Here is a 15,366-nt window from a genome sequence, read left to right on the forward strand (position 1 = left end):
GATCAGGCACCCACCTTGTTCTTGCGGTTCATCGAGGCGACGTCGAGCGCCACCGGCTGGGTGCCACCATGCGGGTGTTCGGTACCGGCATAGAGGTGCAGCGCACGCATCTGGGCGCGGCCGAGCGGACCACGGGGGATCATGCGCTCAACAGCCTTTTCCAGCACGCGCTCGGGGAAGCGACCACCCAGGACCTTGTCCGCGGTGACTTCCTTGATGCCGCCGGCGTAGCCGGTGTGCTTGTAATAGGTCTTGGCCTTGAGCTTGTTGCCCGTCAGGCGCACCTTGTCGGCGTTGATCACGACAACGTGATCGCCGCAATCGACGTGGGGCGTGAAGCTGGGCTTGTGCTTGCCGCGCAGACGGTTGGCGATGATGACGGCCAGACGGCCGACCACCAGGCCTTCGGCATCAATAAGATGCCAGTTCTTTTCCACCTCGGCCGGCTTGATCGACCGGGTGACCTTGCTGAGAGCCTTCATGGCTGTTCGGTTCCCTGGATGATGGGTTACCCCATCGCGTGCCAGACTTGGCACAAACGGGGTGAAGAACCGCGCCTTTGTTGCAAAGCGCCCCAAGAGTCAAGCAAACCGGGCCTTTGCGGAGAGGTAAAATAATACCTCTCCCAAAAATGCGCTGATCAGGCCGCGTTTTTGACCCGGCCGAGGGCATGCGCCCCCCACACCGTGCAGATCAGCAGGATCGCGCCGCACAGCTGGTGCAGCACCGCCAGCCACAGCGAAACCCCGCTATAGACCGTGGCGATGCCCAGCAGCACCTGCGTGCCAAAAGCGCTGTGAATGGCGATGGAGGCCCGGCGCTGCCCTGCCCGGCGCAGCCGGCGGGCCATCACCACCAACACGGCCACCACCGCCCAGGCCCACCAGCGGTGGAAGAAGTGCACGAGATAGGGATCGCCGGTCAGCGTGGCCCAGGCGCCCCGCGCCCATTCCACGCCGGCGGGAAAGAAGCTGCCCTGCATCAATGGCCAGGCATCCCACGAAAACCAGCCGGCGCCCGCGACCACGCCCGCGCGCAGGCCGGCCAGGAATGCGCCATAGACCAGTTGCAGCGCCAGCATGCCCAGCGCCAGTGCGCCCAGGCCCGTCAGCCGCGCCCGCGCCTCTCCCCGCGCCAGCGCGCGCAGGTCGAGCATGGTCCACACGATCCCGGCCAGGGTGAACAGCGCCACGCCCAGGTGGGTCGCCAGGCGATAGTGGCTGACCTTCACATCGTGGACGATGCCGGACTTGACCATCCACCAGCCCACCGCGCCCTGCAACGCGCCCAGCGCCAGCAGCGCAAGCAGCCGCGGCGCATAGCCGGCCGGGATCCTGCCGCGTAGCCAGAACCAGGCGAGCGGCACAGCAAACGCCAGGCCGATGGTGCGCGCCAAGAGGCGGTGCACCCATTCCCAGAAGAAGATGAACTTGTAGGTCGCCAGCGTCATGCCCGCCGGGCCATTGACCAGGATATATTGCGGGGTCTGGCGATAGGCATCGAATTCGGCCTGCCACTGCGCCTGAGTCAGAGGCGGCAAGGCGCCCGACACCACGTTCCATTCGGTGATCGACACGCCCGATTCGGTCAGCCGGGTAATGCCGCCCACCACCACGATCGCCACGATCATCGCGGCCACCACGGCCAGCCAGCGCACAAGGCCCTGCGTCGGAACCGCCTGGGTGGCAGGCGCGCGCGGCGTGGCAGAAGCATGGGGCGCCGATGCAGGCGGAGCAGTGCGGGAAGCCATCATGGGCCGTTCTCTCGCGCCTTGCGCCAGGCCGCGCAAGTGGCATTTGGGGGAAGCGCGGTTTTGCGACTGGCCGCCAGTGGTCCTTCCCACGGGGCTCCAACGGCCTTCCGTCAAAACCCTTGAATCATGATACAACATTACATATATGCGCGCCATGAACCAGGCACTCCTCACCCTGCGCAGCCGGCTCGACCGTTTCGGCGTGATCCTCTCGGGGCTGTGCATGATTCACTGCCTGGCCGGGCTGTTCCTGGTTGGCGTGCTGGGCCTGGGCGGCGGCGTGCTGCTCAACCCCGAAATCCATCACATCGGCCTCGTCCTGGCGATCGTGATCAGTGCCGCCACGATCGGCATGGGCGCGCTGCGCCACGGCCATCGCCTGCCGTTGACGCTGGGCCTGGCCGGGCTGGCGCTGATGACGGCGGCGGTGATGGTCGGCCACGGCGCGGCCGAATCGGTACTGACCATCGCCGGCGTGCTGCTGGTAGCCTCTGCCCATGTGGTCAACATGCGGCGGAATGCCTGCTGAAGCCTTGCACCATGCCGTGCCGTCGTTAAAGCACGCAGCCATGGCCACGAACCCGCAAAGCTCGACCCTGTCGCTCACGCTCAACGGCGAACCGCGCCGCGCTGCTCCCGGCACGATTGCCGATCTGGTGCGCACCCTGGACCTCGATCCGGCCAAGGTGGCCGTGGAGCGCAATGGCGATATCGTGCCCCGCTCCACCCTGGCGCAGGTGCCGCTTGCCGATGGCGACGTGCTAGAGATCGTGCATTTCGTCGGTGGTGGCGATGGCGATGGTGCGGCGCCGGACGATACCTGGACGGTGGCCGGCCGCACCTTCCGCTCGCGCCTGATCGTGGGCACCGGCAAGTACAAGGATTTTGCCCAGAACGCGGCCGCCCTGGCGGCCTCGGGCGCGGAAATCGTCACCGTCGCGGTGCGCCGGGTCAACGTGTCGGACCCCAAGGCGCCGATGCTGACCGACTATATCGATCCGCGCAAGGTCACCTACCTGCCCAATACCGCGGGCTGCTTCACCGCCGAAGACGCCATCCGCACGCTGCGCCTGGCGCGTGAGGCGGGCGGCTGGGACTTGGTCAAGCTGGAAGTACTGGGCGAGGCGCGCACGCTCTATCCCGATATGCGCGAAACCCTGCGCGCCACCGAAGTGCTGGCCAAGGAAGGCTTCCTGCCGATGGTCTATTGCGCCGACGACCCGATCGCCGCGCGCCAGCTGGAAGAAGCCGGCGCGGTGGCGATCATGCCGCTGGGCGCGCCGATCGGCTCGGGCCTGGGCATCCAGAACAAGGTAATGATCCGCCTGATCGTGGAAGGGGCCAAGGTGCCGGTGCTGGTCGATGCCGGCGTGGGCACGGCCAGCGATGCCGCCGTGGCGATGGAACTGGGCTGCACCGGCGTGCTGATGAACACCGCCATTGCCGAGGCCAAAGACCCGATCCGCATGGCCCGTGCGATGAAGGCCGCAGTCGAGGCCGGGCGCGATGCCTATCTTGCCGGCCGCATGGCCACGCGCCGCTATGCCGATCCGTCGAGCCCGCTCGCCGGGCTGATCTGATCGGATCAAACTTGCACAAAAAAGGGGGCGCAGACCGCATGGCCTGCGCCCCCTTTTTTGTCTTCAGCCCTGTCAGGCGGTGATGCCTGCCGCAGCCAGCACCGCCAGGGTCAGCAGGTCGGGTGCAGTTGCCGTCATCGGGGCGATCTGCACCGGCTTTTCCATGTTGAGCAGCATCGGGCCGATCATGGCGTTGCCGCCCAGCTCGCGCAGCAGCTTGGCCGAGATATTGGCCGATTGCAGACCAGGCATGATCAGCACGTTGGCCGGGCCAGACAGGCGGCAGAACGGATAGGTCTGCATGATGCGCGGGTTGAGCGCGGCATCGGGCGCCATTTCGCCTTCGTATTCAAAGCCCGGCTGGCGTTCATCGAGGATCGCCACCGCATCGCGCAGTGCATCGAGCCACTTGCCGTAGGGATTGCCGAACGTGGAATACGACAGGAACGCCACGCGCGGTTCGTGGCCCATGCGGCGGGCAACGGCGGCCGTCTCGATAGCGATATCGGCCAGTTCCTCGGCGTTGGGGCGTTCGTTGACCGTGGTATCGGCCAGGAACACCGTGCGGTTCTTGCCCACCATCAGGTGAACACCGAACGGCAGGTGCCCGGGCTTGGGCCCCAGCACGCGGCGGATTTCCTTCATGGTCTGCGCAAATGGCCGCGTCGTGCCGGTGATCATCGCGTCGGCATGGCCCAGCGCCAGCAGCAGCGAGGCGAACACGTTGCGATCGTTGTTGACCATGCGGCGCACGTCGCGTTCCAGGAAGCCCCGGCGCTGCAGGCGCGGATAGAGGTAGGAGACCATGTCTTCGACCAGCGGCGAGACATTGGAGTTGTGGATTTCAAAGCTGGACGGGTTGGACACGCCCAGTTCCGAAAGCTTGTCGAGCACGCCCTGCGTGCGGCCGACCAGCACCGGCGTGCCATATCCGAAATCGCGGAACTGGATCGCGGCGCGCAGCACCACTTCCTGCTCGGCCTCGGCAAAGACCACCCGCTTGGGGTTCTGCTTGACGCTGGCATAGACGTTGGTGAGCACCGAGGTCGTTGGGTTGAGCCGCGCCTTGAGGCTTTCGCGATAGGCTTCGAAATCCTCGATCGCCTTGCGCGCCACGCCGGTTTCCATCGCCGCCTTGGCCACGGCCGAGGAAACCCGCTCCATCAGGCGCGGATCGAACGGGGCGGGAATGATGTAGTCCAGGCCGAACTGGTGGTTCTTGCCATAGGCGGCAGCCACTTCCTCGGGCACCGGCTCGCGCGCCAGTTCGGCGATCGCAGAAGCCGCGGCGATCTTCATTTCCTCGTTGATCGCGGTGGCCTGCACATCCAGCGCGCCGCGGAAAATGTACGGGAAACCCAGGACGTTGTTGACCTGGTTGGGATAGTCGGAACGGCCGGTGGCGATCACGCAATCCGGGCGCACGGCCTTGGCCGCGTCGGGATTGATTTCGGGATCGGGGTTGGCCATCGCAAAGATGATCGGCTGCGGCGCCATCTTCTTGACCCAATCGGGCTTGAGCGCGTCGGCCGCCGACAGGCCCAGGAAAATGTCGGCGCCATCGAGCGCCTCTTCCAGGGTGCGGGCCGGGGTATCGACGGCGTGCGCGCTCTTCCACTGGTCCATGCTGTCGGTACGGCCGCGATAGATCGTGCCCGTGCGGTCGCACATGATCACGTTGTCGTGGCGCACGCCCATGGCCTTGATCAGCTCGGTGCAGGCAATCGCCGCCGCGCCCGCGCCGTTGACCACGACCTTGACCTCGGACATCGCGCGGCCGGTCAGGTGGCAGGCATTGAGCAGGCCGGCGGCGGTGATGATCGCGGTTCCGTGCTGGTCATCGTGCATCACCGGAATCTTCAGCCGCTCGCGCAGGGCCTGCTCGATGATGAAGCATTCCGGGGCCTTGATGTCTTCCAGGTTGATCCCGCCAAAGCTGGGCTCCATCAGGGCGACGGCCTCGATAAATGCTTCGGGGTCTTCGGTGGCGAGTTCGATGTCGATCGAGTCGACATCGGCAAAGCGCTTGAACAGCACCGCCTTGCCTTCCATCACCGGCTTCGACGCCAAGGCACCCAGATTGCCCAAGCCCAGGATGGCGGTGCCGTTGGAAATCACCGCCACCAGGTTGCCCTTGGCGGTATAGTCATAGGCCGTGGCGGGATTGTCCGCGATGGCCAGCACCGGCACGGCCACGCCGGGCGAATAGGCCAGGCTGAGATCGCGCTGCGTGGCCATCGGCTTGGAGGCGATGATCTCGATTTTGCCAGGCCGGATCGTGTTGTGATAGAAAAGCGCTTCGCGTTCGGTGAAACGGACGTTGCTTTCCTCGGACATTCGCGCACTCCCGGCAGACTGGAAACTCGTCTTGCCCCCTTGCACATTCGAATGCGCTAGGGAAGGCTTGAGCGCGCACGAAATGATCCCTTACAAATCGCGCGCCTGCCATTTGGGCAGGCCCAGCGGCCGCACGGCAAACAGCAGGCTGCGCCCCTGCTGCCACACCAGGCGCAGGCGTGGATCGGGGTTGCGCGGCAGGCCGGTATCGATCAGCCAGACGTAATCGACCCGTTCCACCGGGGCAAAGCGCAGGGCCGAGTCGATCGAGCGCAGCCGCCCGCTGGCGCAGCGCCGCGACCACACGAATTCCGACGGATCGGCCGCGAAATTGCGCGCCGGGCGGAACCGCGGCACGACCATGTGCAGACCGGGTACGGCCCAGTTGTCGTTCACCCAGGCCTGGCGATAGACGCTAGCCAGGCTGGCGAGGTGATCGCGCCGGGTGTTGCGCCACGCTTCCTCCAGGCAGGAATGTTCCACGAACGTGAGGATGCGGGCGCCCGGCTCGATATGTTCGAGCGCGGATAGCTGCTGGCGATAGTCATCGGCATAATCGGCGAAGCTGGCCGCCGTGACCACCGTGCGCAGGCCAAGCAGAACCAGCCCGGCATAGGCCACGGCGCGGGCCACGCGCGGGCGCGCGCCGCTCCAGTCCTGCAGGCCCAGCAACAGCATCATCGCCGGGGGCAGCAGGCGCACGTCGACAAAGGCGCTGCCGTTGATATCGCTCGGGATGATCACATAGAGGATCAGCACGCACAGCCCCGGCAGGCCGCGCTGCCAGTTCCACCGCCCGCCCAGCCAGAACCCGCCGAGCAGCAGGATATAGGCGGCGGCCGTGGTGATCACGTCGAGCGCAAACGACTGGTCGCGCAAGGTGATGCCCAGGAACACGCCCTTCTGTTCCCAGCGCCAGGCATTGAGGCTGCGCGCTGGTTCGGGCGAGAACAGCTTCCACAAGACGATGGTCAGCACCGTGGCGAGCAGCGGCCAGCACAGCACGATGAGGCGCCCGGCGGCGGCCTTCCAATCGTGCGTGGCGATCACCGTGCGCCAGCGCGACGGGCGCCACCAACCGGCCGGCAGGTTGTCCAGTTCGCGGCCAAAGGCATTGGCGCCCACCATCACCGCCAGCAGCAGCCCGCCGATGGCATGGCACAGCATCGCCAGCGGCTGGGCCACCACGAGCAGGCCGGCGCGGTCACGCGGGCGGTCCTCCAGCGCCATCGCCGCGGCAAAGGCGCACAGCGACAGGCCGGTGCCCAGGATATAGTTGAGGAACCCGGTCAGCAGCGGAAAGCTGAACACCCACATCAGCGCCCAGGGCGCGCCATGGCCGCCGCGGGCATTGGCCACCCGCACCGTGGCCAGGCAGCCGCCGGCAAACAGGCCCGTGGCCAGCACCGTGCTCCACCACCCGGCTGCCAGCACCCCCAGCCAGCCGCCCAGCACTTTCATCAGCACGTCGCCGCCGATGTTGAGCGTGAACACCCACTTCCAGCCCAGATACTTGCCCAGCGGGCTATCCGGCCCAGCCGCCTCGATCGCGGCGGCACCCATGTGTCCCGGCACGTCGATCAGCGGCGGCACATCGACCAGCACGAACGGAAAGCAGATCAGCAGCACGCCCAGGATGATCGCCGGCGTTGAAAGCCAGGGCAGACCCCCGCCGCGCCAATCGAGCAGAAACCGGAATCGCTGGGGGAAAACTTGCATCAGGCCTCTTTTGCGCTGCGTCGGGCTGGGGTGGAAACAGGGATGGATACTGGGCGTGGAGCGGCTGCCCTTATCACGCCGATGCCGCCATGGGGAGCCGTGACACCCGCAGGCCGCCCTGCCGGCCTATCCGGCCTGTTCATAAGGCCCGCCTGCGGGTTTGAGAATGCGCGCCGCCTGGGCTAGCGATAGCGCGATGTCCACCCCCGCCCCAACCCCGATGATGGCGCAATATCTGGCGCTCAAGGACCAGGCGCCCGATTGCCTGCTGTTCTATCGCATGGGCGATTTCTTCGAGCTGTTCTTCGATGATGCCCGCCAGGCCGCGCAGATCCTCGATATCGCGCTGACCAGCCGGGGCGAGCATGGCGGCGCGCCGATCCCGATGTGCGGCGTGCCGGTCCATTCGGCGGAAAGCTATCTTGCCCGCCTGATCCGAGCCGGTTGCCGCGTAGCCATTGCCGAGCAGGTGGAAAGCCCGGAAGAGGCCAAGAAGCGCGGCGGCTCCAAGGCCTTGGTGGCACGCGATATCGTGCGCTTCGTCACCGCCGGCACCCTGACCGAGGAAGCGCTGCTCAACCCGCGCGAATCCAATGTCCTGGCCGCCCTCTGCCCGCTGCGCGACAGCGTGGGCCTCGCCTCATGCGACATTTCCACCGGGCGGATGGAACTGGAAGAATGCACGCCCGACCGGCTCGGCGCCGCGCTCGCCCGGCTCGGTGCGCGCGAGATCGTCGCCCCCGATGGCTGGGCCGATGCCCCGCTCGATGCCGTGCCGCGCGACGGCCGCACGTTTGACAGCGCAGCGGGCGAAGCGCGCCTCAAAGAACTGCACGGCGTTGCCACGCTCGATGGCTTTGGCATGTTCGGCCGGGCCATGCTGGCGGCGGCGGGCGGGCTGATCGCCTATCTCGACCACGTCGGGCGCGGGCGCCTGCCGCTGCTGCTGCCGCCGGTGGCGCGCGGGGCCGATGCGCACATGGCGATGGACGAGGCGACGCGCGCCAGCCTGGAAGTGCTGGTATCAGCGAGCGGCACGCGCAAGGGCAGCCTGGCCGAGGCGATCGATCGCTGCGTCACCGGTGCGGGCGCGCGCCTGCTCGCCGAAGACCTCGCCGCGCCGCTGCTCGATCTGGCGCAGATCCGCGCCCGCCTGGAAACGGTGCAGTGGCTGGTCGATGATCCGCTGCTGCGGGCCGATCTGCGCGCCACCTTGCGCACTGTGCCCGATCTCGGCCGCGCGCTGGGCCGCGTCGTCGCCGGGCGCGGTTCGCCGCGCGATCTGGGCCAGTTGCGCGATGGCCTGGCCCAGGCGCGGCACCTGCACGACAGCCTTTCGGCGCGCGCCGATCGCCCGGCCCTGATCGCCGCGCTGTTGCCGCATCTGGCCGGCCATGGCGCGCTGGTCGATCTCTATACCCGCGCCCTGGTGCCCACCCCGCCCACCGAGCGCAGCCAGGGTGGGTTCATCGCCGAAGGCTATGATGCCGGGCTAGACGAACTGCGCGCCGCAGCCGGCAATTCGCGCCGCGCCATCGCCGCGCTGGAAGCCAGGTACCGCGACGAGACCGGCGTTGCCGCCTTGAAGATCCGCCACAACGGCGTGCTGGGCTATTTCATCGAAGTGCCCGCGCGCCATGCCGACCGGCTGATGGCGCCCGATTCCGGCTTTACGCATCGCCAGACCATGGCCGGCGCGGTGCGTTTCAATGCGCTGGCCCTGCACGAGGAAGCCAGCCGCATCGCCGAGGCCGGCGGCCATGCCCTGGCCGCCGAGGAAGCCCATTTCGAAGACCTGATCGCCCAGGCCGTCGCCGCACGCGAGGGCATTGCCGCCACCGCCGCCGCGCTGGCCCGCATCGACGTGGCCGCCAGCCATGCCGAGCGCGCCGGCGAGGGCGGCTGGTGCCTGCCGCAGGTGGTGGAAGAACCGGTGCTGGCAATCACCAGCGGCCGCCACCCGGTGGTGGAAGCCGCGCTGGCCAAGGCGGGCGAGCGGTTCGTGGCCAACGATTGCCAATTGGCCGAGGCTGACCGGCTGTGGCTGGTCGGCGGGCCGAACATGGGCGGCAAGTCCACGTTCCTGCGCCAGAACGCCTTGATCGTGCTGCTGGCCCAGGCCGGTAGCTATGTTCCCGCGCTTGATGCCACGGTGGGCCTGGTCGACCGGCTGTTCAGCCGCGTCGGCGCCAGCGACAACCTGGCGCGCGGGCGCTCCACCTTCATGGTCGAAATGGTCGAAACCGCCGCGATCCTGCAACAGGCCGGCCCGCGCAGCTTCGTCATCCTCGATGAAGTGGGGCGCGGCACGTCGACCTATGATGGCCTGGCCCTGGCCTGGGCCGTGGCCGAGGCGGTGCATGAAACCAACCGCAGCCGCTGCCTGTTCGCCACCCATTACCACGAAATGCAGCGCCTGGCGGAAACCTGCCCGGCGCTGTCGCTGCACCATGTGCGGGCGCGCGAGTGGAAAGGCGATCTGGTCCTGCTGCACGAGGTGACGCAGGGCCCGGCCGACAAGTCCTATGGCCTGGCCGTGGCGCGCCTGGCCGGGGTGCCCGAACCCGTGGTCAAGCGCGCGCGCAGCGTGCTCGACAAGCTGGAAAAGGGCCGCGCCGCGACCGGTGGCCTGGCTGCGGGCCTTGACGACCTGCCCCTGTTTGCCGCCGCCATCGAAGCGGCCGAGGACAAGGTCGATGCGCTGCGCGACAAGCTCAACGCGCTGGATATCGATGCGCTGTCACCCCGCGCCGCGCTCGATCTGCTTTATGAACTCAAGCGCGAGGCAAACGCATAGCCCCTCCACCACCGCTTGCGCGGCGGTCCCCCTCCCCGCCTTCGGCAGGGAGGATCTTCAGGTCCTCCCCATCAGCGATGGGGAGGTGGCGGCCGCAAGGCCGACGGAGGGGCTTGATGTCAAAGCGACAGAAACAGCCCCGCCAGTGCCGCGCTCATCAGGTTGGACAGCGCGCCGGCGCACAGCGCCTTGATGCCCAGCCGCGCGATCACCGGGCGCTGGTTTGGCGCCAGGCCGCCGGTCACCGCCATCTGGATGGCGATCGACGAGAAATTGGCAAAGCCGCACAGCGCAAAGGTGACGATCGCGATGGTGTGATCGGAAAGGCCCTTGGCCTCTTGCAGATCGATGAAGCCGACAAATTCGTTGAGTACGATCTTGGTGCCGAACAGGCCGCCGGCCTGCATTGCTTCGGCCCAGTTGGGCGCGCCCAAGAGCAGGAACACCGGCGCAAAGATCGGCGCGAGGATCTGCTGGAAGGTCAGCCCGGGATGGCCAAAGAAGCCGCCGGCCCAGCCGAGCATGCCATTGGCCAGCGCGATCAGCGCCACGAAGGCGAGCAGCATCGCGCCCACCGCCACGGCCAGCTTCACCCCGGTCTGCGCGCCTTGCGCGGCGGCCATGATCAGGTTGGCCGGGCGCTGTTCTTCGGGCGCCTCTTCCAGCGAGGGCTTGATGTGCGGATTGGTCAGCGCGGCGTCGGCATCGGCATCAACCGCATCGTGCAGCGGGGGCACGTCGGGCATGATCAGCTTGCCCATGAACACCCCACCCGGTGCCGACATGAACGCCGCCGCGACCAGGTAATCCACCCGCACGCCCAGTCCGGCATAGGCGGCCAGGATCGTGCCGGCCACGCCGGCCATGCCCACGCTCATCACCGTGAACACCTGGCTGGGCGAGAGCGCGGCAAGATAAGGGCGGATCACCAAGGGCGATTCGCTTTGCCCGACAAAGATGTTGGCCGCCGCGCACAGCGATTCCACGCGGCTGATGCCAGTCACCTTTTCCAGCGCGCCACCGATCCAGCGGATCACCAGCGGCATGATGCCCAGGTAATAGAGGATGGAGATCAGCGCGGCGAAGAACACGATCGGCGGCAGCACGGCGATCGCCACGCTCTTGCCGCCCAGTTCGGGCCGGGCAAGATCGCCGAACACGAATTCCACCCCGGCGCGCGAATAGGACAGCAACTGCTGCACCGCGCTGGCCGCCCCCTGCAGCGCTGCCTTGCCCGGAGGAAAGCTCAGGACCAGCGCGGCCAGGCCCGCCTGCAGGGCAAAGGCTGGCAGCACCACCCGCCAGCGAATGGCGCGGCGGTTGGAGGAGAGCAGGAATGCGATGGCAAACAGCAGCGCCATGCCGCCAAGACTGGAAAGAATGCGCATGGCGGGATCGCCAACTCCACGTACGGGGGATTTAGACGGTTTCGTTCCTAACCATATTTGGCGCCGCGTCAAAATCAGGATAGAGGCCACCGATGGAAAAGATGCCTTCATCCGCGCCGCAGACCGTCTCCCTGCCCCGCGCACTGTTCGTATTTTCCCTGCTTTACGGCGGGTTAGTGGTTCTTGCCGGGGTGCTGGGAGCCAAGATCGCGAGCCTGGGCACCTGGCCCGTGGTCGGCAGCCTGGCGGTGGAATCGGGCATTTTCTGCTTTCTGCTGCTGGTCGTGCTGTCGAGCACCACGGCCGAACTCTATGGCCAGAAGGCCGCGACCACGCTGGTGCGGCTGGGTTTCATTCCGCTGATCGTCTCGATGGTGCTGCTTACCCTGGTGATCCACGCCGTGCCGCCCGCGCCGTTCTGGCAGGGGCAGGAAGCCTTTGCCACGGTGCTGGGCCAGGGCGCGCGGATGCAGCTGGCGGGGCTGATTTCCTATGGCGTGTCGCAAACGCTCAACGTGCATGTCTTTGCCCGCATCGGCGGAGGCCAGGGGCAGCGGCTGATGCTGCGCGCCTGGCTCGCCAGCCTGCTCAGCCAGGTGGCCGATACCGTGCTGTTCATCACCCTGTCGTTCTGGGGCGAAAAGGGCGCCGATGGGCACCCGCTGCCGATCGGCGCGCTGATGACCGGGCAACTCGGCGCCAAGCTGCTGCTGTCCACGCTGATGGTGCCGCCGCTGATCTGGCTGGCGGTGCGGCTGGGCCGCCGGCTCGATCGCGCCTGACACAAATCTTCACGGCGCAAATATTCACTGCAAATTCGGTCGAAGACGGCTAAGGCGCCGCCATCATGGCCACGAACATCGATCAGACCGACTCCTATCGCACCAGCATGCTCGCCAAGGCGGAAACGCTGACCGAGGCGCTGCCCTATCTGCAGCGTTATGCCGGGAAGACCTTTGTGGTGAAGTATGGCGGCCACGCCATGGGCGATCCCGATGCCGCGCGCGATTTTGCCGAAGACATCGTGCTCTTGAAGGCAGTGGGCGTGAACCCGGTGGTGGTGCACGGCGGCGGCCCGCAGATCGGCGCGATGCTCAAGAAGCTGGGCGTGGAATCGCACTTCATCGACGGCCTGCGCGTGACCGATGCAGCCACGGCCGAAGTGGCCGAGATGGTCTTGTCGGGCAAGATCAACAAGGAACTGGTCAGCTGGATCGCGGCGGCCGGGGGCAAGGCGCTGGGCATTTCCGGCAAGGACGCCGGCCTGGTCACCGCCACCAAGGTGGAACGCACCACCAAAGACCCGGAAAGCAATATCGAGCGTGTGGTCGATCTGGGCTTTGTCGGCGAACCGACCGAGATTGATCCGACCATCATCCACACCGCCAGCGCGGCTGGCTTCATCCCGGTCATCGCGCCGATCGGCGTGGGCAAGGACGGGCACACCTACAACATCAACGCCGATACCATGGCTGGCGCGATCGCGGCCAAGCTCGGCGCTTCGCGGTTGTTCCTGCTGACCGACGTGCCGGGCGTGCTCGACAAGGACAAGCGCCTGCTGACCGACCTGACCCCGCACGACATCGCCGGGCTGACGCGCGATGGCACGATCAGCGGCGGCATGATCCCCAAGCTGGAAACCTGCGTCCACGCGGTGGAGGCCGGGTGCGAGGCGGCGGTGGTGCTCGATGGCCGGGTGCCCCATGCCATGCTGCTGGAAATCTTCACCGCGCGCGGCGCCGGCACGCTGATCCATCGCTGAAAGCCGCGCGCGCCGAAACGGGCCAGGCAGGCAGGGAATGGAACGAAAGCCGATGCCAAGCGTGGTTAGGGGCATGATCCGTTCCTGCATGGCCACCGCCCTCGCCTCTGCCATCGTCATCAACCTTGCGGGATGTGACCGGCGGCCTGATCCCGCACCGCAAGCCTCTGCCAACGCGCCAGACAGTGCGGAAACCACCCCGCCGGCCTGGATCGTGGCGCCTTCTGACCTGCCGAGCGAAGACAGCGCGCCCGATGTAGCGTCAAAGCCTGCCGCGACTGACGCAGCCGCAGCCGATCCGGCGCCCAATCCTGCTTACGCCGCAGCGCTCAACGCGCGGCGCGATCCGGGCAAGGTGCTGGCCGCCTGGGGCACGGCGGTGGAAGCGCGCGACTGGGCCTCGGTCCGCGCGTTCTGGGGCGATCACGGCAAGGGCAGCGGGCTCGACACCAAGGCATTCACCGCGCGCTGGGGCAAGCTGGTGCAACCGCGCGTGACGATCGATCCCGGCCAGTCCGAAGGCGCCGCCGGATCGATCTATTACACGGCCCCGGTGACGATCATCGACGGCGCCCGCCGCCTGACCGGCGAAGTGGTGCTGCGCCGGGTCAACGATGTGCCGGGCGCCACCGCCGAGCAGCTGCGCTGGCACATCGACAGCACCACCTTGATGCCCTGAGCGGGCCAAGACCCAACGAAATCTTGCGCAAAAGGGCGGCGTTCACCCGATTGCCCTTGGGGCCTAGCCTGGGCTAAAGCGCAGCACCGCTGCCGCCATAAGGAACGCCGCCCGTGCTGCTCTATACCCTTGTCCAGATGATCGATTACCTGATCAGCGTTGTCAGCATGGTCGTGATCGTGCAGTTCGTGATGAGCCTGCTGATCAGCTTCAACGTGATCAACACCAGCAACAACGCGGTCGTCGCGATCTGGCGCGCGCTCAATGCCATTCTCGATCCGCTGCTGGCGCCGATCCGCCGCTTCATGCCCAACACCGGCGGTATCGATTTTTCGCCCATGGTGCTGATCGTGCTGCTGCGCCTGCTGTCGATCCTGCTCAACGGCCTGGCCGCCTCGGGGTACTGATTTCATGACTGCCAACGTTATCGATGGAAAGGCCTTTGCGGCCAACCTGCGCGCGCGCATCGCCACTCTGGCGGCCGAATTCACCCAGGCCACCGGGCGCCAGGCAGGCCTTGCCGTGGTGCTGGTGGGAGAAGACCCGGCCAGCCAGGTCTATGTCCGCTCCAAGGGCAAGAGCACGGTGGAAGCCGGCATGGCCAGCTTCGAACACAAGCTGCCCGCCGATACCGACGAAGCCACGCTGCTGGCCCTGGTCGAACAGCTAAACGCCGATCCCGCCGTTGATGGCATTCTGGTGCAGTTGCCGCTGCCCCGCCATCTTGACGAGCAGAAGGTGATCGCCACGATCAACCCCGACAAGGACGTGGATGGCTTTCACGTCACCAATGCCGGGCGCCTGGCCGTGGGCCAGGCCGGCTTCGTGCCGTGCACGCCGCTGGGCTGCCTGATGCTGCTGCAAGACCGGCTGGGCGATCTGTCCGGGCTCGATGCCGTGGTCATCGGCCGCTCCAACATTGTGGGCAAGCCGATGGCCCAGCTGCTGCTGGCGCAAAGCTGCACGGTGACCGTGGCGCACAGCCGCACCCGCAACCTGCCCGATGTGGTGCGCCGCGCCGATATCGTCGTGGCCGCCGTTGGCCGCCCGGAAATGATCCGGGGTGACTGGATCAAGCCTGGCGCCACGGTGATCGACGTGGGCATCAACCGCGTGGCCGGTGCCGTGGAAGGCAAGACGCGCCTGGTCGGCGATGTTGCCTATGACGAAGCCGCTGCGGTGGCGGGCGCGATCACGCCGGTGCCCGGCGGGGTCGGCCCGATGACCATTGCCGTGCTGCTGCGCAACACGCTGGTGGCGGCCTATCGCCACGCCGGCCTGGCCCTGGCGCCTGACGCGATCTGATCACGGTTCTTGGCGGAACGTTTCATTGCCAAGTGCTTGCTTGGCC

Annotated in this window: 13 protein-coding genes; 8 read left to right on the top strand and 5 right to left on the bottom strand. The window is 67.0% G+C overall.

The window, feature by feature from the left end:
• Positions 1-2 precede the first annotated feature (2 nt).
• Both rplM and ABIC78_RS00180 read right to left on the bottom strand, forming a co-directional pair.
• The gene (gene rplM, locus ABIC78_RS00175; RefSeq protein ID WP_022675321.1) at positions 3-482 is read right to left on the bottom strand and encodes a 50S ribosomal protein L13; all 480 of its coding nucleotides are present in this window, start codon (positions 480-482) and stop codon (positions 3-5) included.
• 158 nt (positions 483-640) lie between these two features.
• Positions 641-1,750: a COX15/CtaA family protein gene (locus ABIC78_RS00180; protein ID WP_169041631.1), complete on the bottom strand. Its 1,110-nt coding sequence runs from the start codon at positions 1,748-1,750 to the stop codon at positions 641-643.
• A gap of 157 nt (positions 1,751-1,907) precedes the next feature.
• Between ABIC78_RS00180 and ABIC78_RS00185 the strand changes: the two genes are divergently transcribed.
• Together ABIC78_RS00185 and thiS are read left to right on the top strand one after the other, a co-directional pair.
• Positions 1,908-2,282, top strand: a complete 375-nt coding sequence (locus tag ABIC78_RS00185; protein ID WP_062783115.1) for a MerC domain-containing protein — start codon at positions 1,908-1,910, stop codon at positions 2,280-2,282.
• A 40-nt stretch (positions 2,283-2,322) separates the two neighbouring features.
• Positions 2,323-3,333 (top strand): sulfur carrier protein ThiS, encoded by a 1,011-nt coding sequence (gene thiS, locus ABIC78_RS00190; RefSeq protein ID WP_309804919.1) that lies wholly within the window; start codon positions 2,323-2,325, stop codon positions 3,331-3,333.
• Positions 3,334-3,405: 72 nt separating this feature from the next.
• Here thiS and ABIC78_RS00195 read toward each other — a convergent pair whose 3' ends face one another.
• On the bottom strand, positions 3,406-5,670 hold the full coding sequence (locus ABIC78_RS00195) for an NADP-dependent malic enzyme (RefSeq protein ID WP_354487142.1): 2,265 nt from the start codon (positions 5,668-5,670) through the stop codon (positions 3,406-3,408).
• Between the two features lie 90 nt (positions 5,671-5,760).
• Positions 5,761-7,389, bottom strand: coding sequence for a hypothetical protein (locus ABIC78_RS00200; RefSeq protein WP_354487144.1), 1,629 nt, complete (start codon positions 7,387-7,389; stop codon positions 5,761-5,763).
• Positions 7,390-7,585: 196 nt separating this feature from the next.
• Between ABIC78_RS00200 and mutS the strand changes: the two genes are divergently transcribed.
• Complete coding sequence (gene mutS / locus ABIC78_RS00205) at positions 7,586-10,186, top strand: DNA mismatch repair protein MutS (protein ID WP_459541057.1); 2,601 nt, start codon at positions 7,586-7,588, stop codon at positions 10,184-10,186.
• Positions 10,187-10,305: 119 nt separating this feature from the next.
• Here mutS and ABIC78_RS00210 read toward each other — a convergent pair whose 3' ends face one another.
• A complete protein-coding gene (locus ABIC78_RS00210; protein WP_022675595.1) occupies positions 10,306-11,574 on the bottom strand; it encodes a NupC/NupG family nucleoside CNT transporter in 1,269 nt (422 codons plus the stop codon).
• Between the two features lie 101 nt (positions 11,575-11,675).
• On the opposite strand from ABIC78_RS00210, the gene ABIC78_RS00215 reads away from it, so the two are divergent.
• The 5 genes from ABIC78_RS00215 to folD all read left to right on the top strand — a co-directional run bounded on the left by ABIC78_RS00215 (position 11,676) and on the right by folD (position 15,320).
• A complete protein-coding gene (locus tag ABIC78_RS00215; RefSeq protein ID WP_028657676.1) occupies positions 11,676-12,356 on the top strand; it encodes a queuosine precursor transporter in 681 nt (226 codons plus the stop codon).
• 65 nt (positions 12,357-12,421) lie between these two features.
• On the top strand, positions 12,422-13,336 hold the full coding sequence (gene argB, locus ABIC78_RS00220) for an acetylglutamate kinase (RefSeq protein WP_022675597.1): 915 nt from the start codon (positions 12,422-12,424) through the stop codon (positions 13,334-13,336).
• Between the two features lie 88 nt (positions 13,337-13,424).
• Positions 13,425-14,015, top strand: a complete 591-nt coding sequence (locus ABIC78_RS00225) for a hypothetical protein (protein ID WP_108338588.1) — start codon at positions 13,425-13,427, stop codon at positions 14,013-14,015.
• 113 nt (positions 14,016-14,128) lie between these two features.
• The gene (locus ABIC78_RS00230; RefSeq protein ID WP_022675599.1) at positions 14,129-14,422 is read left to right on the top strand and encodes a YggT family protein; all 294 of its coding nucleotides are present in this window, start codon (positions 14,129-14,131) and stop codon (positions 14,420-14,422) included.
• 4 nt (positions 14,423-14,426) lie between these two features.
• Positions 14,427-15,320 (top strand): bifunctional methylenetetrahydrofolate dehydrogenase/methenyltetrahydrofolate cyclohydrolase FolD, encoded by an 894-nt coding sequence (gene folD, locus ABIC78_RS00235; RefSeq protein ID WP_022675600.1) that lies wholly within the window; start codon positions 14,427-14,429, stop codon positions 15,318-15,320.
• Positions 15,321-15,366: the final 46 nt, after the last annotated feature.

The sequence above is a fragment of the Novosphingobium sp. 1529 genome (assembly GCF_040544855.1).
Taxonomy (GTDB): Bacteria; Pseudomonadota; Alphaproteobacteria; order Sphingomonadales; family Sphingomonadaceae; genus Novosphingobium; species Novosphingobium capsulatum.

Bases quoted from the DNA above. Each gene is read 5' to 3' on its own strand.
- rplM (WP_022675321.1), bottom strand. From the start codon at position 482: ATGAAGGCTCTCAGCAAGGTCACCCGGTCGATCAAGCCGGCCGAGGTG.
- ABIC78_RS00180 (WP_169041631.1), bottom strand. From the start codon at position 1,750: ATGGCTTCCCGCACTGCTCCGCCTGCATCGGCGCCCCATGCTTCTGCC.
- ABIC78_RS00185 (WP_062783115.1), top strand. From the start codon at position 1,908: ATGAACCAGGCACTCCTCACCCTGCGCAGCCGGCTCGACCGTTTCGGC.
- thiS (WP_309804919.1), top strand. From the start codon at position 2,323: ATGGCCACGAACCCGCAAAGCTCGACCCTGTCGCTCACGCTCAACGGC.
- ABIC78_RS00195 (WP_354487142.1), bottom strand. From the start codon at position 5,670: ATGTCCGAGGAAAGCAACGTCCGTTTCACCGAACGCGAAGCGCTTTTC.
- ABIC78_RS00200 (WP_354487144.1), bottom strand. From the start codon at position 7,389: ATGCAAGTTTTCCCCCAGCGATTCCGGTTTCTGCTCGATTGGCGCGGC.
- mutS (WP_459541057.1), top strand. From the start codon at position 7,586: ATGTCCACCCCCGCCCCAACCCCGATGATGGCGCAATATCTGGCGCTC.
- ABIC78_RS00210 (WP_022675595.1), bottom strand. From the start codon at position 11,574: ATGCGCATTCTTTCCAGTCTTGGCGGCATGGCGCTGCTGTTTGCCATC.
- ABIC78_RS00215 (WP_028657676.1), top strand. From the start codon at position 11,676: ATGCCTTCATCCGCGCCGCAGACCGTCTCCCTGCCCCGCGCACTGTTC.
- argB (WP_022675597.1), top strand. From the start codon at position 12,422: ATGGCCACGAACATCGATCAGACCGACTCCTATCGCACCAGCATGCTC.
- ABIC78_RS00225 (WP_108338588.1), top strand. From the start codon at position 13,425: ATGGCCACCGCCCTCGCCTCTGCCATCGTCATCAACCTTGCGGGATGT.
- folD (WP_022675600.1), top strand. From the start codon at position 14,427: ATGACTGCCAACGTTATCGATGGAAAGGCCTTTGCGGCCAACCTGCGC.